This window comes from Pseudomonas sp. Root562 (assembly GCF_001427125.1).
GTDB lineage: Bacteria > Pseudomonadota > Gammaproteobacteria > Pseudomonadales > Pseudomonadaceae > Aquipseudomonas.
On sequence record NZ_LMGK01000026.1, the window covers coordinates 79,996 to 99,586 of the forward strand.

The 19,591-nt window shown below is 59.9% G+C and carries 14 protein-coding genes and 1 other RNA gene; 12 read left to right on the plus strand and 3 right to left on the minus strand.

Annotated features, from left to right (window positions below; genetic code table 11):
• Positions 1-30: 30 nt before the first annotated feature.
• The 7 genes from ASD60_RS27205 (at position 31) to ASD60_RS27230 (ending at position 11,499) form a co-directional block, all read left to right on the plus strand.
• Positions 31-690: a GntR family transcriptional regulator gene (locus ASD60_RS27205; protein ID WP_056856979.1), complete on the plus strand. Its 660-nt coding sequence runs from the start codon at positions 31-33 to the stop codon at positions 688-690.
• A gap of 2 nt (positions 691-692) precedes the next feature.
• A complete protein-coding gene (gene smc / locus ASD60_RS27210) occupies positions 693-4,181 on the plus strand; it encodes a chromosome segregation protein SMC (RefSeq protein ID WP_056856980.1) in 3,489 nt (1,162 codons plus the stop codon).
• A gap of 257 nt (positions 4,182-4,438) precedes the next feature.
• The gene (gene zipA, locus ASD60_RS27215) at positions 4,439-5,293 is read left to right on the plus strand and encodes a cell division protein ZipA (protein WP_056856981.1); all 855 of its coding nucleotides are present in this window, start codon (positions 4,439-4,441) and stop codon (positions 5,291-5,293) included.
• 149 nt (positions 5,294-5,442) lie between these two features.
• Positions 5,443-7,800, plus strand: coding sequence for an NAD-dependent DNA ligase LigA (gene ligA / locus ASD60_RS27220; protein WP_056856982.1), 2,358 nt, complete (start codon positions 5,443-5,445; stop codon positions 7,798-7,800).
• A 202-nt stretch (positions 7,801-8,002) separates the two neighbouring features.
• Entirely contained in the window at positions 8,003-9,169 is a 1,167-nt protein-coding gene (locus ASD60_RS27225; RefSeq protein ID WP_056856983.1) for a zinc-binding metallopeptidase family protein, read from the plus strand.
• Between the two features lie 155 nt (positions 9,170-9,324).
• Positions 9,325-9,421: signal recognition particle sRNA small type (gene ffs / locus ASD60_RS28670), an RNA gene on the plus strand.
• Between the two features lie 377 nt (positions 9,422-9,798).
• Entirely contained in the window at positions 9,799-11,499 is a 1,701-nt protein-coding gene (locus ASD60_RS27230) for a putative bifunctional diguanylate cyclase/phosphodiesterase (RefSeq protein WP_056856984.1), read from the plus strand.
• Between the two features lie 2 nt (positions 11,500-11,501).
• Here ASD60_RS27230 and ASD60_RS27235 read toward each other — a convergent pair whose 3' ends face one another.
• A complete protein-coding gene (locus tag ASD60_RS27235) occupies positions 11,502-12,236 on the minus strand; it encodes a substrate-binding periplasmic protein (RefSeq protein ID WP_056856985.1) in 735 nt (244 codons plus the stop codon).
• Positions 12,237-12,358: 122 nt separating this feature from the next.
• Between ASD60_RS27235 and dnaX the strand changes: the two genes are divergently transcribed.
• The 5 genes from dnaX to ASD60_RS27260 all read left to right on the plus strand — a co-directional run bounded on the left by dnaX (position 12,359) and on the right by ASD60_RS27260 (position 18,091).
• Positions 12,359-14,461 (plus strand): DNA polymerase III subunit gamma/tau, encoded by a 2,103-nt coding sequence (gene dnaX / locus ASD60_RS27240; RefSeq protein WP_056856986.1) that lies wholly within the window; start codon positions 12,359-12,361, stop codon positions 14,459-14,461.
• A gap of 67 nt (positions 14,462-14,528) precedes the next feature.
• Positions 14,529-14,867, plus strand: coding sequence for a YbaB/EbfC family nucleoid-associated protein (locus ASD60_RS27245; RefSeq protein ID WP_056856987.1), 339 nt, complete (start codon positions 14,529-14,531; stop codon positions 14,865-14,867).
• Positions 14,868-15,057: 190 nt separating this feature from the next.
• Entirely contained in the window at positions 15,058-16,095 is a 1,038-nt protein-coding gene (locus ASD60_RS27250) for an NADP-dependent oxidoreductase (protein WP_056856988.1), read from the plus strand.
• Between the two features lie 75 nt (positions 16,096-16,170).
• The gene (gene recR / locus ASD60_RS27255; protein WP_056856989.1) at positions 16,171-16,773 is read left to right on the plus strand and encodes a recombination mediator RecR; all 603 of its coding nucleotides are present in this window, start codon (positions 16,171-16,173) and stop codon (positions 16,771-16,773) included.
• A 169-nt stretch (positions 16,774-16,942) separates the two neighbouring features.
• Positions 16,943-18,091: an acyl-CoA dehydrogenase family protein gene (locus tag ASD60_RS27260; protein ID WP_056856990.1), complete on the plus strand. Its 1,149-nt coding sequence runs from the start codon at positions 16,943-16,945 to the stop codon at positions 18,089-18,091.
• Positions 18,092-18,225: 134 nt separating this feature from the next.
• On the opposite strand, the gene ASD60_RS27265 is transcribed toward ASD60_RS27260, so the two are convergent.
• Positions 18,226-18,774, minus strand: coding sequence for an adenine phosphoribosyltransferase (locus tag ASD60_RS27265; RefSeq protein WP_056856991.1), 549 nt, complete (start codon positions 18,772-18,774; stop codon positions 18,226-18,228).
• Between the two features lie 78 nt (positions 18,775-18,852).
• Positions 18,853-19,587, minus strand: a complete 735-nt coding sequence (fnr, locus tag ASD60_RS27270; RefSeq protein ID WP_056856992.1) for a fumarate/nitrate reduction transcriptional regulator Fnr — start codon at positions 19,585-19,587, stop codon at positions 18,853-18,855.
• Positions 19,588-19,591: the final 4 nt, after the last annotated feature.

Sequence of the window (19,591 nt, forward strand, 5' to 3'; positions counted from 1 at the left end):
TGTGCAGATCGAACAGTTTGAAGGACAACCATGACGTTCAAGGCGCCGGACAGCCTCGCCGAGCAAATCGCTCACCACCTCGCCGAACGCATCATTCGCGGCGAAATGAAGCCCGGAGAGCGCATCCAGGAACAGAAGGTCACGCTGGCACTCAATGTCAGCCGCGGCTCGGTCCGTGAGGCCTTGCTGATCCTTGAGCGTCGCCACCTGATTGCGATCCTGCCGCGACGTGGCGCCCACGTGACCGAGCTCACCGCGCACAAGGTACGGAGCCTGTGCACGCTGATGGGCGAGATGTACATCCTGCTCGCCAATGCCGTGGCCACCGGCTGGAAAGTCCAGGCCGACCTGGCGCCGTTCGTGCAGATTCAGCAGCGGCTTACCGCCAGCTACGAACGCCAGGACATCCATACCTTCGTCGATGAAAGCTTCAATGTGATGCGCGCCACGTATTCGTTCGCCAACAATCCGTATTTGCAGGAAACCGTCGAGAATCTGCAGCCGGCCATGAGCCGTGCCTATTTCCTTGCCCTGGATCAGCGCAAGGCCTCGATGAGCGAATATCTGGAGCTGTTCGAGCGTCTGCTCGCGGCAGTGATTGCCCGGGACTACGCGCAGATCCGCGAAGTGCTGATCGCCTACGGCCAGCGCAGCTGCGATCTGGTGATCTCCGCCCTGACGGACGCCTGATCTTGCGGCTCAAGTGCATCAAGCTGGCGGGGTTCAAATCCTTCGTCGATCCGACCACGGTGAACTTCCCCAGCAACATGGCGGCGGTGGTCGGACCCAATGGTTGCGGCAAGTCGAACATCATCGACGCCGTGCGTTGGGTCATGGGCGAGAGTTCGGCCAAGAACCTGCGTGGCGAGTCGATGACCGACGTCATCTTCAACGGCTCCACCAGCCGCAAGCCGGTGAGCCAGGCGAGCATCGAGCTGGTGTTCGATAACTCCGACGGTACATTGCTCGGCGAATACGCCGCTTATGCGGAAATTTCCATTCGTCGCAAAGTGACCCGCGACAGCCAGACCACCTATTACCTCAACGGCACCAAATGCCGTCGCCGCGACATCACTGACATCTTCCTCGGCACCGGCCTCGGCCCGCGCAGCTACTCGATCATCGAGCAGGGGATGATCTCCAAGCTGATCGAGTCCAAGCCCGAAGACCTGCGAAACTTCATCGAAGAAGCCGCGGGCATTTCCAAGTACAAGGAGCGCCGGCGCGAGACCGAAAACCGCATCCGCCGCACCCACGAAAACCTCGAACGCCTGACTGACCTGCGTGAAGAGCTGACGCGTCAGCTGGAACGCTTGCACCGCCAGGCCGAGGCGGCCAAGAAATATCAGGAATGCAAAAGCGAGGAGCGTCAGCTCAAGGCGCAGTTGTCGGCACTGCGCTGGCAGGACTTGAACGATCAGGTCGGTCAGCGCGAAGCGATCATCGGTACCCAGGAAATCAGTTTCGAAGCCTTGGTGGCCGAGCAGCGCAACGCCGATGCCAGCATCGAGCGCTTGCGCGATGGTCATCACGAGCTCTCTGAACGCTTCAATCTGGTGCAAGGACGCTTCTATTCGGTCGGCGGCGACATCGCTCGGGTCGAGCAGAGCATTCAGCATGGACAACAGCGCCTGCGTCAGTTGCAGGACGACTTGAAAGAAGCCGAGCGCGCGCGGCTGGAAACCGAATCTCACCTGGGGCACGACCGCACGTTGCTGTTGACCCTCGGCGAAGAGCTCGACATGCTCACGCCGGAACAGGAAGTCACCAGCGCCGCCGCCGAAGAGGCCGCCGCTGCACTGGAAGAATCCGAAACGACCATGCACGGCTGGCAGGAGCAGTGGGACACGTTCAATCTCAGCGCTGCCGAACCGCGCCGTCAGGCTGAAGTGCAGCAGTCGCGGATTCAGCAACTGGAAACCAGTCTGGAGCGCTTGGCAGATCGTCAGAAACGTCTTGGCGAAGAACGCGCGTTGCTCTCGGCAGACCCGGAAGACGCAGCGATCATGGCGCTCAGCGAACAGCTCGCTGAATCCGAGGCGACCCTCGAGGATTTGCAGACCAGCGAAGAAGCCCAGGTCGAAAAACTCGAGCAACTGCGTCAGCACTTGCAACAAACGCTGACGGCGCAGCAACAGGCCCAGGGCGACCTGCAGCGGCTCAATGGGCGTCTGGCGTCGCTGGAAGCCTTGCAACAAGCCGCGCTCGATCCCGGCACCGGCACCGCCGAATGGCTGCGTGAGCAGCACCTCGCGGATCGCCCGCGTCTGGCCGAAGGCCTGAAGGTCGAAGCAGGTTGGGAGCTTGCGGTGGAAACCGTCCTGGGCGCCGACTTGCAGGCCGTGCTGGTAGACGACTTCAATGATTTTGATCTGGCCGGGTTTGCCCAGGGCGATTTGCGCTTGCTCAGCCCCGCTGGCGACGGCGTGCGGGTGCCGGGCAGCCTGCTCGACAAGGTCGAGGCACAGATTGATCTGTCGCCTTGGTTGGGGCAGGTCAAACCGGTTGAAAATCTTGAGCAGGCGCTGACCTTGCGCGGGCAGTTGGGCGTGGGCCAAAGCCTGATCAGTCGCGACGGTTTCTGGGTTGGCCGGCATTTCCTGCGGGTACGCCGGGCCAGCGAAGCAGAAAGCGGTGTGTTGGCCCGTGGCCAGGAAATCCAAGCGCTTGGCCTTGAGCGTGAAGAGCGCGAAGCCGCCGTCGAAAACCTCGAAAGCCAGTTGCAAAACCTGCGCGCGCAACAGCGCCAGCAGGAAAACGGCCGTGAACATTTGCGCCGTTTGCTGCAAGACGAAGCCCGTCAGCAGGGTGAATTGAAAGCCCAATTGTCGGCCGGTAAGGCCAAGGCCGAACAGTTGAGCCTGCGCCGCACTCGCCTCGATGAAGAGCTCATTGAGCTGGACGAACAGCGTGCGTTGGAACACGAAAACATCGGCGAAGCGCGTCTGCAGTTGCAGGAAGCTCTGGACAGCATGGCGCTGGACACCGAGCAGCGCGAATTACTGCTGGCCCAGCGCGACAGTCTGCGCGAACGCCTTGACCGGGTGCGCCAGGAAGCGCGGCAGCACAAGGATCACGCCCATCAACTGGCGGTGCGGTTGGGCTCGCTGAAGGCTCAGCACGATTCGACGCGACAGGCGCTCGAACGCCTGGAAATGCAGTCTGAACGCCTGACCGAAAAGCGCGAGCAATTGAGCCTCAATCTGGAGGAGGGCGAAGCACCGCTGGAAGAGCTGCGTTTGAAACTTGAGGAATTGCTCGACAAACGCATGACCGTCGACGAAGAGCTCAAGACCGCACAGATCGCCTTGGAAGATGCCGATCGTGAACTGCGTGATGCGGAAAAACGCCGCAACCAGGCTGAGCAGCAATCACAGCTGATCCGCGGTCAACTCGAACAGCAACGCATGGAATGGCAGGCGTTGACCGTGCGCCGCAAGGCTTTGCAGGATCAGTTGCTGGAGGACGGCTACGATCTGCACGGCGTACTCGCCACGCTGACAGCCGAAGCCAGCGAGAAAGCTGCCGAGGAAGAGCTCGAACGCATTGCGGCGCGGATTGCGCGCCTCGGTGCGATCAACCTGGCGGCCATCGACGAATACCAGCAACAATCGGAGCGTAAACGTTATCTGGATGCCCAGGACGCCGATCTGGTGGAAGCACTGGAGACCCTGGAAAACGTGATTCGCAAGATCGACAAGGAAACCCGAAACCGTTTCAAGGATACCTTTGATCAGATCAATGGCGGTTTACAGGCGCTTTTCCCAAAAGTTTTCGGTGGCGGTCGCGCGTATTTGGAACTGACGGGCGAAGATCTACTCGATACAGGGGTAACGATCATGGCGCAGCCGCCAGGAAAGAAGAACAGCACCATCCATTTGCTCTCCGGTGGCGAAAAGGCCCTGACCGCATTGGCTCTGGTTTTTGCGATCTTCAAGTTGAACCCGGCGCCGTTCTGCATGCTCGATGAAGTTGACGCGCCATTGGATGACGCTAACGTTGGACGCTATGCAAGGCTGGTCAAGGAGATGTCGCAAACGGTGCAATTCATCTATATCACCCACAACAAGATCGCCATGGAAATGGCCGAACAACTGATGGGGGTGACGATGCATGAGCCCGGTTGTTCGCGTCTGGTGGCCGTGGATGTCGAGGAGGCGATGGCAATGGTGGATGCCTGAGTTGTATCTGTAAGACAGGTACTACAGGGTTATCGGACTTTTTTGCTTGCGTTGACTTGCTGGCTAATCGACATATTCGCGCAAGCCACAGTGACAGACGGTGTAAAGTTGCCTTTGGTCGTGCTAGTTTAATGTCAATTTTTCGTATACGTGGGCAAAACGCCTGTCAGAACATAGAGTTGGCGCCACGTTTTAAAGCGGTTTGCAGCTTGTAAACCCCTTATTTTTCAGCATTTTTTATAGAGGCACGGGATTACATGGAAATCGGTCTGCGCGAGTGGCTGATCGTCATCGGCATTATTGTCATTGCCGGTATTCTTTTTGATGGCTGGCGCCGGATGCGCGGCGGCAAGGGAAAATTGAAATTCCGTCTTGATCGAAGTCTGTCCAATCTTCCGGACGAAGACACCAGCGCCGAGTTGTTGGGTCCGCCCCGTGTGCTGGATTCCCACAAGGAACCGCAACTGGACGAACACGACTTGCCTTCGGTGAGCATGCCGGCACGTGAACCACGTGAGTCGGGCTCCAAACGCGGCAAGCGTAGTCATGGCGAGCCGGCTCAGGGCGACATGAACCTCAGCCTGGATCTGGACGGCGGACCGAGCTTCAGCAGTCGTGACGACGATTTTCCGGATGACACCAAACCCTCTCCATCGGTCAGCGAGAAAGAGCAGCCCCAGGCTGAAGAAGTGCTGGTGATCAGTGTCATTTGCCGCGACGCAGCAGGTTTCAAAGGACCGGCGTTGTTGCAGAACATCCTCGAAAGCGGCCTGCGTTTTGGCGAGATGGACATCTTCCATCGTCACGAAAGCATGGCGGGCAACGGCGAGGTGCTGTTCTCCATGGCCAACGCGGTCAAGCCAGGTGTTTTCGATCTGGACGACATCGACCACTTCAGCACTCCGGCGGTAAGCTTCTTCCTCGGATTGCCAGGCCCGCGTCATCCCAAGCAAGCCTTTGACGTGATGGTGGCTGCAGCGCGCAAACTGTCGCAAGAGCTGAACGGCGAATTGAAAGACGATCAGCGCAGCGTGCTGACCGCCCAGACGATCGAGCATTATCGTCAGCGTATCGTCGAGTTCGAGCGCCGCGCCCTGACCCAGAAGCGCTGATATTGAATGGACGGGGCAGGCTTCTGTGACACAGGAGCTTGTTGTGGCGAGGGAGCAAGCTCCCTCGTCACAATGTCCATAGCCTTGAGCTACTGTATTTAGAAAATTGAGCAGCCTCGGCTGCTCTTTTGCTTTATGAGAGAACACCCATGACTGCCGCCAAAAACCGCATTCTAGAGCTGCGTACCGAGCTGGATCAGCACAACTATCGCTATCACGTGCTGGACGAGCCGAGCATTCCGGACGCCGAGTACGATCGGTTGTTTCACGAGCTCAAGGACCTGGAAGCCGCTCATCCAGAGCTGGTGACCAGTGACTCGCCAACCCAGCGAGTGGGCAGCGCGGCGTTGTCGGCATTCACTCAGGTGCGCCATGAAGTGCCGATGCTCAGCCTTGGCAACGCGTTCGAAGAAACCGACATGCGCGAGTTCGATCGACGGGTCACCGAGGGTCTGGATCTGCCGGTTGGCGATCTGTTCGGTGGCGGCGCGGCGGTGGAGTACAGCTGCGAACCCAAACTCGATGGCCTGGCGGTCAGTCTCCTGTATCAGGACGGCGTACTGGTGCGTGGCGCCACGCGCGGCGATGGCACCACTGGCGAAGACATCAGTGTCAACGTGCGCACTGTGCGCAACATTCCGCTGAAGTTGCACGGCACTGGGTGGCCGGCGACGCTGGAAGTGCGTGGTGAAGTGTTCATGTCCAAGGCCGGGTTCGAGCGGCTTAACGCCACGCAACTGGAGGTGGGCGGCAAGACGTTCGCCAACCCGCGCAACGCGGCGGCGGGCAGTCTGCGACAGCTGGATTCGAAAATCACCGCCAACCGGCCACTGGAGTTCTGCTGCTACGGCATTGGCCAGGTGTCGGCGGACATTGCTGATACACACATCGGCAATCTGCAACAGCTCAAGGTCTGGGGCTTGCCGATCAGTCATGAGCTGAAGCGGGCGAACGGGATCGATGAGTGCCTGGCGTATTACCGCGATATCGGTGAGCGTCGCAATGCGTTGCCTTATGAAATCGACGGTGTGGTGTTCAAGGTCAATAGCATCGCTTCACAGCGGGAACTGGGTTTCCGCGCCCGCGAACCGCGCTGGGCCATCGCCCATAAATTCCCGGCCATGGAAGAACTCACCGAGTTGCTCGACGTGGAATTCCAGGTCGGTCGTACCGGCGCCGTGACGCCGGTGGCGCGACTGAAACCGGTCAAGGTTGCCGGCGTCACCGTCGCCAACGCGACGCTGCACAACATGGATGAAGTGGCGCGCCTGGGGTTGATGATCGGTGATACGGTGATCATCCGCCGAGCGGGTGATGTGATTCCGCAAGTGGTGCAGGTAGTGCTCGAACGCCGTCCGGATAACGCCCGGCCGGTGCAGATTCCCGAGCAATGCCCGGTCTGTGGTTCCCACGTCGAGCGTACGCAACTGGTCAAGCGCAGCAAGGGCCGCGAGACGGTCAGCGAAGGCGCGGTGTACCGCTGCGTCGGTCGACTGGCCTGTGGCGCGCAACTCAAGCAGGCGATCATCCACTTCGTCTCGCGACGGGCGATGGACATCGAGGGTTTGGGCGACAAGAGTGTCGAGCAACTGGTGGACGAAGGGTTGGTCAGTTCACCGGCCGATCTGTATGCCCTGAAGTTCGACGACATCGTCGATCTGGAAGGCTTTGCCGAGGTGTCGAGCAACAAACTGCTCAGTGCCATCACCGACAGCAAGACGCCGGGGCTGGCGCGGTTCATCTATGCCCTCGGGATTCCCGATGTCGGCGAAGAGACGGCCAAGGTCCTGGCGCGTTCCCTCGGTTCGTTGGAGCGGGTGCAGCAGGCATTGCCACAAGTGCTCACGTATTTACCGGATGTCGGGCTGGAAGTGGCCCACGAGATCCACAGCTTCTTCGAGGATGCCCATAACCGGCAAGTGATCACAGCTTTGCTCAAGCACGGGCTGCAGATCCAGGATCAGGGCGAACTCGGCGCCGAGTTCGCCGCCAGCACCACCCTGGGCGGTTTCCTCGACAAGCTGCACATTCCTTCGGTGGGGCCGGGCGGGGCGCAGAAACTGGCCGAGAAATTCGGCTCGCTGCAAGCGGTCATCGGTGCCGATTGGCTGGATATGCGTCAGGCGTTGCCGGAGAAGCAGGCCAATTCGGTTCGGGAGTTTTTTACCATCGAGGAAAATCGTCGACTCGCCGAAGCGGCTGAAAAACAGCTGGCCGATTTCGGCATGCACTGGCGCAGCGAAAAGAAAATCGTCGAAGGCCTGCCATTGGCTGGGCAAACCTGGGTGCTCACCGGCTCGCTGGAGCTGATGAGTCGCGATGTGGCCAAGGACAAACTCGAAAGCCTTGGTGCCAAGGTGGCGGGTTCCGTGTCCGCCAAGACCCATTGCGTAGTGGCGGGGCCGGGCGCCGGTTCGAAGTTGACCAAGGCCAATGAGCTGGGCTTGAAGGTGCTGGATGAAGAGGCGTTTGTTGAAACATTGCGCGGGTTCGGCAAGGTGGACTGAGCAGCAATATAAACTGTAGGGGCCGTCCCGCCGCCGCGCTGTGATCGTTCCCACGCTCCGCGTGGGAATGCCCCAACGGACGCTCCGCGTTCGGGCGCTGAAGGGGGCGCGGAGCGTCCTGGCCTGAGTTCCCACGCAGAGCGCGGGAACGATCCAGTGTCCGCAATGATCTAGTCTTGGCAAGCCCCAGGGAGAGATCGCCATGTACCGCTTCTTCGAACAGCTCAGCTCACGCATCGCGGCGCCCTTCATGGGGGAGAGTTCGCGCAACAGCAAGATCTGGCCGTGTCGATGCGGGCAGTCGCTGTTCTTTCGCAATAGCCAGTGCCTGGCCTGTTCGGCGGCGCTGGGCTATCAGCCGCAGGAGAGCCGTCTGTCATCGTTGCAGCCCGGCGATCAGCCGGATAGCTGGTGGCTTGATGCCGATCCCGCAGCCGGTTTGTTTCGTCGTTGCGCCAACCTTGATTCCCCGGCAGCGTGCAATTGGCTGCTGCCTGCCAATGACCACGATGTGTTGTGCATCGCGTGTAGCCTGAATCGCACCATTCCCGATTTATCGATAGCCGAAAACCATGAGCGCTGGCGCAAGATGGAAACCGCCAAGCGGCGGCTGGTCGCGCAATTGGTCAGCCTGGGGTTGCAGGTGATACCCAAGACGGTCGATGAAGAAACCGGTCTGGCCTTCGATTTCATTGGCGTCGACCTCGAAGGCAAGTCGCCCACCACCGGTCACGCCAATGGCCTGATCACCCTCGACATCGAAGAAGCTGACGATGCTCATCGCGAGCAGATGCGGGTACAGCTACACGAACCCTATCGCACATTGCTCGGGCATTTTCGTCACGAAGTCGGGCATTACTACTGGGACCGTCTGATCGCCAATAGTGATTGGCTGCAAGCGTTCCGCGGCTTGTTCGGTGATGAGCGTGCCAGCTACACCGACGCCCTTGAACGACATTATCAGCAGGGCGCACCGCTTGATTGGCAGCAATCCTGCGTCAGTGCCTATGCCACCATGCATCCTTGGGAGGACTGGGCTGAAACCTGGGCGCATTACCTGCACATGATGGATGCAGTCGATACGGCACTGGGGTTCGGCATGAGTGCGCGGGAAATGGACCTCGATTATCAGCCGTTTCCGATCGATACCCTTTACGATCCGCAGCATCCCGGTGGGGCGGCGTTTCTCTCTTTCGTCAATGCCTGGATCGAACTGGCCGGCATGCTCAATGAACTGTCGCGCAGCATGGGCCAGCCGGATTTTTACCCTTTCGTGCTGCCGCCGACGGTGATCGCCAAGCTGCACTTCATTCATCTGGTCATCCAGGGCGAGGGCGGCAGGGCGGACGAAGTGGTGCAGGACCTGTAGAGCGAGCAGGCTCGCGCCTGCATAAGCCGATTTTCACCATTCGCGCATGTCTTTGACCGGCCTCATATTTTTAATCCGCCGCAACGGTTGTAACTTCGTCTGAGATAGGTACAATGGCGCGGCTCGCCGTCAGGTGAGCGTCGTTATGGTGACCCCATCGGTCCCCCCGCAACGATTACCCGTGAACCTGGTCAGATCCGGAAGGAAGCAGCCACAGCGGGAACATTGTGTGCCGGGGTGTGGCTGGTGGGGTTGCCTCCATAACGCAGCGCGAATCCTCTGTCGCGTTATCATGTTCAAATACTTTCACTGTGCTGCCATGGATTTTGTCCATAGCGGTTTTTTGTCGTTTTCGATTTGGCTGACGCTGTAAAAACATCAGATGATTTGCATCATACTGCGCCATGATCGATCACCTTGCCTTGCAATATGCGATGCATCTCGTAGAATCGCCGCCGGAAACCGGCACTTGGTGACCGGTTCCCGGAAGATCGATCAAGACAACAAAGCCGACATGGCGTCTACTCACAGGGTTGCGTGAGTCCTTTAGCAGCGCTGATATTGCGCGAATGATCCGCGCTAATTTGCTGCTCCACCGCCGCCAATGTAAGCAACAGCGAGTCTGACTCATGGATGAGAAGTACCGCAGGGCCGTGGATGCCGCCGCGATTTTTTCCGAGACCGATCTGACCGGCCGGATAACCCACGTCAACGACCAATTTTGCGCCATTTCCGGGTATAGCCGGGAAGAACTGCTGGGGCAAAATCATCGGCTGCTCAATTCCGGCACCCATTCGACCGAGTTTTTCGCCGGCATGTGGCGCACCATCGCCATGGGCAATGTGTGGAAAGGCGAAATCTGCAATCGCGCCAAAAATGGCAGCCTGTATTGGGTAGAAAGCACGATGGTGCCGGTCCTCGATGAAGACACCGGTCGGGTCGAGCGTTATTTGTCGATCCGCTTCGATATCAGCGAGAAGCGCCAACTGCTGCATACCCTGCAATGGCGGGTCGGGCACGATGTGTTGACGGGACTGCCCAATCGCGCGTTTCTGTCGGACCTGCTTGATCAGGCGCTGGAGTTTTCGCGACAGGAAAACACTCCGCTGGCGGTGTGCATGCTCGACCTCGACGGTTTCAAGGCTGTCAACGATGGTTACGGGCATGCCAGCGGCGATCTTTTGCTGGTCGAAGTGGCCAAACGATTGCGCGGTATCGTCCGTGCCGAAGATGTCGTGGCGCGGCTGGCGGGTGACGAGTTTGTCCTGGTGTTGCGTTACGTGCGCGATCTGCCGGAGTTGAATGCGGCATTGAATCGGGTCCTGGGCACGATCTCGGCGCCATACACATTGCGCGGTAAGGAAATCAATGTGTATGCCAGTATCGGCGTCACGCTCTATCCCCATGACAATGCCGATGCCGAAACCCTGTTGCGTCATGCCGATCAAGCCATGTACGTGGCCAAGCAAAGCGGGCGCAAGCGTTTTCATTTGTTCGATGTGTCCCGGGATCGGGAGGTCAAGGCTACTCACCAGACCGTCGAGCGGGTGCGCCAGGCACTGATCAATCATGAATTACGTCTGCACTTCCAGCCCAAGGTCAACATGCGACGCGGCGAGGTTGTCGGCTTCGAGGCATTGCTGCGCTGGCAGCACCCGCAAAACGGCATGATGACTGCCAGGGAGTTTTTGCCTTTGGTCGAGGAAACGGATCTGATCGTCGACATTGGTGAGTGGGTGATGGATCAGGTGCTGTTGCAGCTGGAGGTCTGGCAGCTGCAGGGGTATGACTGGCCGGTCAGCGTGAACATCGCGGCGCGGCATTTCCAGCGCGCGGATTTTGTCGGCCGGCTTGAAAGCGCGTTGGCCCGGCATGGGCGAGTGCCTGCGCAGAGACTGGATCTGGAAATCGTCGAGTCGGTGGCCATCGAGAATATTCAGCACGTCAGCGCCTGCTTGCAGGCCTGTCAGGCGCTGGGCGTGCAGTTTTCGTTGGGTGATTTCGGCACCGGTTTCTCATCCTTCAGCTACCTCAAACGGTTGCACACACAAACGATCAAGATCGATAAATCGTTTGTCAGGGATATCCTGCATGACGGTGACGATCTGGCTCTGACCACTGCAGTAATCAGCCTGGCGAAGGCATTTGGCCGACAGGTGATTGCCGAGGGGCTGGAAAGTGTCGAACACGGTGAGTTACTGCTGCGGCTGGGGTGCGAGGTGGCGCAGGGGTATTTCATTGCGCGCCCCATGCCGGCCACCGACGTGCCGGGCTGGGTGGCAGGCTACGTCGCACCGTCGCAATGGCGGGCGCTGGCGCCTGCCGGCTAAGGCTAGCCTCCGATATAAAGCCGAATGATGTCATCGATTTCCCCGGACATTTTCATCCGCACCAACGTGCGCAGAATTCGCTGCACCGGCACGTCCGGGTCGTTGCGTACGTAGCAGCCGACACGCTGCTCCTGCAATACCGCCACACTCAGTAATTGTTGCTGTGGCAGCAGGCGCTGGTTGAACCAGTCCAGCGTCCATTGGTTGCTGACCGCGTAGCGGTTGCGTCCGGCCTGGAGTTTCTCCAGCACCTGTTCCTGATTGCGCGCGTCATCGCGGTGCAGGCGCTTTGCGTCGAACAGCGGTTGCAAAGTCGGGTAGCTATAGCCCAGAACCGTACCGATCGATTGTGGCGACAGACTCGCCGCGATGACCGGATCGGGTTGGGCGGGGCGGCTGATCAGCAGGTCAGGTTGCGACCAGAGTGGAATGCTCCAGATGTAGTCGCCGGATTGATTGGGTAACCACGATTGTGCGGCATAGCAGCGGACATCGACCTCGCCGTGTTCCATGGCGTTTTGCACCCGGCCCCGGGGCAATACAACAAACCTGGCCGGTACGCCGACCTGGGTCGCAAGGCTGAGCATCACGTCATAAAGAATGCCTTGTGTGGGCCGGCCGTGCTCAAGCTGCACCATCGGCATCGCCCAGCTGTCGGGCACCACAAAGCGCAACGGCGCGTCCGCAGCCGCACTGTCCAGGCTGATCAACAGCAGTGCCCCCAAGGCCAACCGCATAAACGCTCCAACAATCACCGCAAATTGCAGCTTAACCAGATTAGACGAGCGCACCGGATGCATTTTTGCCCTTGCTCCGCTAGCATTAGCCGCTTCTGCTTCCTTCGCTGCGACGGTTTTCGATGAGTTATCAGGTTCTTGCACGTAAATGGCGTCCGCGCTCGTTCCGCGAAATGGTCGGCCAGACCCATGTGCTCAAGGCTCTGATCAATGCCTTGGACAGCCAGCGGCTGCACCACGCCTACTTGTTCACCGGTACGCGCGGGGTCGGCAAGACCACCATCGCGCGGATCATCGCCAAATGCCTGAACTGTGAAACAGGTATTACTTCATCGCCGTGTGGCGAGTGTTCGGTGTGCCGGGAGATCGATGAGGGCCGGTTTGTGGACCTGATCGAGATCGACGCCGCGAGCCGGACCAAGGTCGAGGATACACGCGAACTGCTCGACAACGTGCAGTACGCCCCAAGCCGCGGGCGCTTCAAGGTCTACCTGATCGACGAAGTGCACATGCTCTCCAGCCATTCCTTCAATGCGCTGCTCAAAACCCTTGAAGAGCCGCCACCCTACGTCAAGTTCATCCTGGCCACCACCGACCCGCAGAAACTTCCTGCAACGATTCTTTCGCGGTGCCTGCAGTTCTCCCTGAAGAACATGACCCCGGAACGGGTGGTCGAGCATTTGACCCACGTGCTCAGTGTCGAAAACGTGCCGTTCGAAGACGACGCGTTGTGGTTGCTGGGGCGTGCCGCCGATGGTTCGATGCGCGACGCCATGAGCCTGACCGACCAGGCGATTGCCTTCGGCGAGGGCAAGGTCATGGCCGCCGATGTGCGGGCGATGCTTGGAACTCTCGATCATGGTCAGGTCTACGACGTCCTGCATGCGTTGATCGAAGGTGACGCCAAGGCCTTGCTCGAAGCGGTCCGCCACTTGGCCGAACAAGGCCCGGACTGGAGTGGCGTGCTGTCGGAAATTCTCAATGTGCTGCACCGTGTCGCCATCGCCCAGGCCCTGCCCGAAGGCGTCGACAATGGTCACGGCGACCGTGACCGGGTACTGGCTTTGGCGCAGGCGCTGCCGGCTGAGGATGTGCAGTTCTACTATCAGATGGGCCTGATCGGCCGCCGCGATTTGCCGCTGGCGCCGGATCCCCGCGGCGGGTTTGAAATGGTGCTGCTGCGGATGCTCGCGTTCCGACCGGCAGACACTGCGGATGCCCCGAGGCAACCGCTAAAGCCAGTGGGGATCAGCCAGGCCACAGTTGATTCCGCAGATTCAGTGGCTGCCGCGCCGGTTGTTGCGCCGGTAGTCGCTGCTGCAGTGGCACCGACACCCGTTGCGCCCATCGCACCAGCTGCGGCTGCGGTTGTGGCTCCGGCACCAGCACCAGAGCCCGAACTTGAGCCGGTTGCATCGGTTGTCGAGCCTGAGCCTGCGGTCGATGCGGCCGTGGTCGAAGATGTGGTCGATCTGCCGTGGAACGATCCGGTCGAGCCTGCTCCGGCTCAGCAGCCAGCGGTCGAGCCTGTACTGGAAACCACCAGCGAACAGCCCGAGTTGCCACCGATGCCGTTGCCGACGCCTGACAGTGTGGTGCCGGATGCGCCTGAATGGGCCGCTACGCCAATTCCGGAACCATCTGTGGCAGAGGTCGATGCCGCGACGCCTGGCATGGACATCGACGACGAGCCGCCGCTCGATGAGGACTACATCGAGCCGGACATGGATTCGGCTTACAGTTATCTCGACGAACTGGCCAGCGAGCATGCCGCCGAGCCCGCACCGGAACCCGAACCTGAGCCCGCAGCGGCACCGGCCACAGGCCTTGCCCTGCAGTGGCTGGAGCTGTTCCCGAAGCTGGCGATCTCCGGCATGACCGGCAGCATCGCTGCTAACTGCACGCTGATCGCCGTGGATGGCGACAACTGGCTGTTGCACCTGGACCCGGCTCACAGTGCCTTGTTCAATGCCACGCAACAGCGCCGGCTCAACGATGCCCTGAACCAGTATCACGGGCGCACCCTGACCCTGACCATGGAACTGATCAAGCCCGAGCAGGAAACCCCGGCCCAGGCGGCGTCCCGTCGTCGTGCCGACCGTCAGCGCGAGGCCGAGGAGTCGATCCACGGTGATCCGTTCATCCAGCAAATGATGCAGCAGTTCGGTGCAGTGATCCGTAACGATACTATTGAACCTGTCGAAGCTCTGGTCAGTCAGGGCTAATAACTGAGGGCGTTCGGCCGTCAGGGCCGGGCGCTGTTTTTATCCAAGTACTTTTGAGGTGATTCCCATGATGAAAGGTGGCATGGCCGGCCTGATGAAGCAGGCACAGCAGATGCAGGAAAAAATGGCCAAGATGCAGGAAGAGCTGGCCAACGCCGAAGTCACCGGTAAAGCCGGTGGCGATATGGTCACCGTGGTGATGACCGGTCGTCATGACGTCAAGCGCGTGACCATTGACCCAAGCATGGTCGAAGGCCTGAGCGAAGACGATCGCGAGATGCTGGAGGCGGTGTTCGCCGCAGCCGTCAACGATGCGGTGCGCAAGATCGAAGCCAACAGCCAGGACAAGATGTCCGGCATGACCGCAGGCATGCAACTGCCGCCGGGCATGAAGCTGCCGTTCTGATTCGCCTTTGGGCGATAGATGAGCTACAAAAAATGCCAGGCATCACGCCTGGCATTTTTGTTTTCGGCTTGTTTTCATGAGGTGTCTGGCAGGACTTCATCGCGGCAGAACTGAGATACATCGAACGCCATACCCGCACAAAGGTCTGCTCCCTATATCCCCCAACTCATTGATCAAAGGAGACGCTGACATGTCCGATCCCATGACGCTCAACCAACGTATCGTCCTGGCCTCACGCCCGGTAGGCGCACCGACGCCGGAAAACTTCCGTCTGGAGCGTGTCGCGCTGCCCGAGCTTGCCGACGGTCAGGTACTGCTCAAGACCCTTTACCTTTCGCTGGACCCTTACATGCGCGGACGCATGAGCGACGCTCCGTCCTACGCCGCCCCCGTGGAAATCGGCGACGTGATGACCGGTGGCGCTGTCAGCCGGGTCGAGCGCTCGCTCAATCCCAAGTTTCAGGAAGGCGATCTGGTGGTTGGCGCCACGGGTTGGCAAAGTCACAGCATCAATGACGGTCGCGGCATCATTCCAGTCCCGAACGGCTTGCCGAGCCCATCCATGGCCCTGGGGGTGTTGGGTATGCCCGGCATGACTGCTTACATGGGCTTGATGGATATCGGGCAGCCCAAGGCCGGTGAAACCCTGGTGGTTGCGGCGGCTTCCGGCGCGGTGGGGTCGGTGGTTGGCCAGGTGGCGAAGATCAAAGGCCTGCGCGTGGTCGGCGTGGCTGGCGGGGCGGACAAATGCCGCTATGTGGTCGAGGAGTTGGGCTTCGATGCCTGCATCGACCACAAGAGCGCGAGTTTCGCCGATGAACTGGCCCAGGCGTGTCCCGATGGCATCGATATCTACTACGAAAATGTCGGTGGCAAGGTGTTCGATGCTGTGGTGCCGTTGCTCAATCCCAAGGCGCGGATTCCGCTGTGTGGCCTGATTGCCTCGTACAATGCCAGCGAAGCGCCGAGCGGGCCGGATCGTCTGCCGCTGTTGCAACGTACGCTGCTGACCAAGCGCGTACGCATTCAGGGTTTTATCGTGTTCGACGACTATGGCGATCGGCAGCCGGAATTCATCAGTGCGATGGCGCCGTGGGTGCGTGATGGCAAGGTGAAATTCCGTGAAGACGTAGTCGACGGCCTGGAGAACGCACCGCAAGCGTTCATCGGTCTGCTGGAAGGACGCAACTTCGGCAAACTGGTGGTGCGCGTTGCACAGAGCGCGTAATTGACAACGTGATTTGACGCTAATCAGAGGCGCGGGTATAAACCGCGTCTCGTTGTTTTGTCGGACTTTTTCCTCATGAGCTTCAGCCCTTTGATTCGCCAACTGATCGACGCCCTGCGAATTTTGCCAGGCGTAGGTCAGAAAACCGCCCAGCGCATGGCGTTGCAGTTGCTCGAACGTGATCGCAGTGGCGGATCGCGATTGGCGCTGGCCTTGAGTCAGGCCATGGAAGGGGTCGGTCATTGCCGTTTGTGCCGCACACTGACCGAGGATGACCTCTGTCCGCAATGCGCCGATGCCCGCCGCGACGATACGCTGCTGTGCGTCGTGGAAGGGCCGATGGATGTCTACGCCGTGGAACAGACCGGTTTCCGCGGCCGCTACTTTGTACTCAAGGGGCATCTGTCGCCCCTTGATGGCCTGGGGCCGGAAGCCATCGGCATTCCGCAGTTGATGGCGCGGATCGAAGAGGCTGGCAGCTTTACCGAAGTCATTCTCGCGACCAATCCGACGGTAGAAGGCGAAGCCACGGCCCACTACATCGCACAGTTGCTCAGCAGCAAAGGCCTGATCGCCTCGCGTATCGCCCATGGCGTACCGCTGGGTGGCGAGCTGGAATTGGTGGATGGCGGGACGCTGGCGCATTCGTTTGCGGGGCGTAAGCCCATTGTCTTTTAGCGGCTCAAGCGACGTCTTCGCGGGCTAGCCGTGATCCTCCAGGACAAAACCGGTAGGAGCGAGGCTTGCCCGCGAAAGCCGCGCCCAGATCTCCCTGATATACACAATCCTGTTGAAAACCAAGCAAGCGCTCGGTTAACTTCGCTGAACCCTTCAGTGGAGTTCGCCGATGTCTGCCTTTGAGGAATACTTCGACCCCAGCCACCAATTGGTCCGCGACAGCGTCAGACGTTTCGTCGAGCGCGAGATTCTTCCGGACATCGACCAGTGGGAAGAAGCCGAAAGCTTTCCCCGTGAGCTTTATCTGAAGGCTGGCACGGCCGGGATTCTCGGCATTGGATACCCTGAGCGTTACGGTGGCAGTCACGAGGGCGACCTGTTCGCCAAGGTCGCCGCCAGCGAGGAACTGATGCGTTGCGGCTCCGGTGGCCTGGTGGCGGGGCTCGGTTCTCTGGACATCGGCCTGCCGCCCATACTCAAGTGGGCCACACCTGAAATCCGTGACCGAGTGGTGCCGCAGGTACTGGCCGGGGAAAAGATCAGCGCCTTGGCTGTCACCGAACCCGGCGGCGGTTCCGACGTCGCCAATCTGCAAACCCGCGCCGTGCGTGAGGGTGATGTTTACCGGGTCAGCGGCAGCAAAACCTTCATTACCAGCGGCGTCCGTGCCGATTACTACACCGTGGCCGTGCGTACCGGCGCGCCGGGTTTCGCCGGTATCAGCCTGTTGCTGATCGAGAAGGGCACTCCCGGTTTCACTGTGGGGCGGCAGTTGAAGAAAATGGGCTGGTGGGCGTCAGACACGGCCGAACTGTTCTTCGATGATTGCCGTGTACCTGTAGGCAATCTGATCGGCGCCGAGAACATGGGCTTCGCCTGCATCATGGGCAACTTTCAGAGTGAACGCCTGGCACTGGCCCTGATGGCCAACATGACCGCGCAACTGGCGCTCGAGGAAAGTCTGAAGTGGGCGCGGGCGCGTGAGGCTTTCGGCAAACCGATCGGCAAGTTCCAGGTGATCAAGCACCGCCTCGCCGAGATGGCCACACAGCTTGAGGTTTCACGCGAGTTCACCTACCGGCAAGCAGCGAAAATGGCGGTGGGGCAGAGTGTGATCAAGGAGATTTCCATGGCCAAAAACTTTGCGACGGATACGGCGGACCGGATCGTCAGCGATGCCGTGCAGATTCTGGGCGGGTTGGGCTACATGCGCGAAAGCCTGGTGGAGCGGCTGTATCGGGATAACCGGATTCTGTCGATTGGCGGCGGGACGCGCGAAGTGATGAACGAGATCATCAGCAAGCAGATGGGGTTATAGGCGGTCGTGTGGCCGATGACGCCATCGCTGGCAAGCCAGCTCCCACAGTGGTTTATGCCGTACAGACATCCTGTGCATGACGGTGAAACCTGTGGGAGCTGGCTTGCCAGCGATAGCGGTCTGACAGCCGCCGGTTATTTATCCGTCAGCGCAAACTGCGTCAGGCAGAAGGTCGGGATGCCCATGTCCTGCAATCGCTGCGAGCCACCCAGCTCTGGCAGATCAATGATCGCCGCCGCTTCATGCACCCGCGCACCCATGCGTCGAATCAGGTTCGCAGCGGCGATCAGGGTGCCGCCAGTGGCAATCAGGTCATCGAACATCACCACCGAATCGCCTTCGCACAGGCTGTCGGCGTGTACTTCGAGAAACGCTTCGCCGTATTCGGTCGCGTAGCCCTCGGCCAATACGTCGGCAGGCAGCTTGCCTTGCTTGCGGAACAGCACCAGCGGCTTGTTCAGCTGGTAGGCCAGCACCGAACCGATCAGGAAACCCCGGGCATCCATCGCGCCAATGTGGGTGAAATCGGCCTCGACGTAACGATGGGCGAAGCTGTCCATCACCAGGCGCAGCGCCGTGGGCGACTGGAACAGCGGGGTGATGTCACGAAAGATCACGCCCGGCTTGGGAAAGTCGATCACGGGGCGGATGAGGGATTTGATGTCGAAGGAGTCGAAGACCATCGTCGGGTGTCCTGGCAGGCTGCAAACGACGCAGTATAACGGCGGCTGAACCGTTCCGCTCAGCCGCAACCGCTTGTTTCAGCTTTCCAGTGAACCGCCGGCCAGGGCGCACAGCTGGATCGGGTCGAGGATGCGGATTTCCTTGCCCTCGGCGGCAATCAGTTCGTTCTGCTGGAAACGCGTGAACACCCGTGACACGGTTTCCACCGCCAGACCCAGATAGTTGCCGATTTCGTTGCGCGACATGCTCAGGCGGAACTGGTTGGCCGAGAAGCCCCGGGCGCGGAAACGTGCTGACAGGTTGACCAGGAACGTGGCAATGCGTTCGTCGGCGGTTTTTTTCGACAACAGCAACATCATCTGTTGATCGTCACGAATCTCGCGGCTCATCACACGCATCAATTGACGACGCAATTGCGGCAGTTGCAGGGCCAGTTCGTCGAGGCGCTCGAAGGGGATTTCACACACCGATGTGGTTTCCAGTGCCTGCGCCGATACCGGGTGTTTTTCGGTGTCCATGCCCGACAGGCCGACCAGTTCGCTCGGCAGGTGGAAACCGGTGAGCTGTTCTTCGCCGGCATCACTGAGGTTGAAGGTCTTGAGGGCTCCGGAGCGGACCGCGTAAACGGAGTCGAAAGTGTCGCCCTGACGGAACAGAAACTCGCCTTTTTTCAGTGGGCGTCCACGTTTGACGATTTCGTCCAACGCGTCCATATCTTCCAGATTCAGCGATAGCGGCAAACACAGCGGGGCCAGGCTGCAATCCTTGCAGTGGGCCTGGGTATGAGCGCGCAACTTAACTGGCTCGGACATTTCT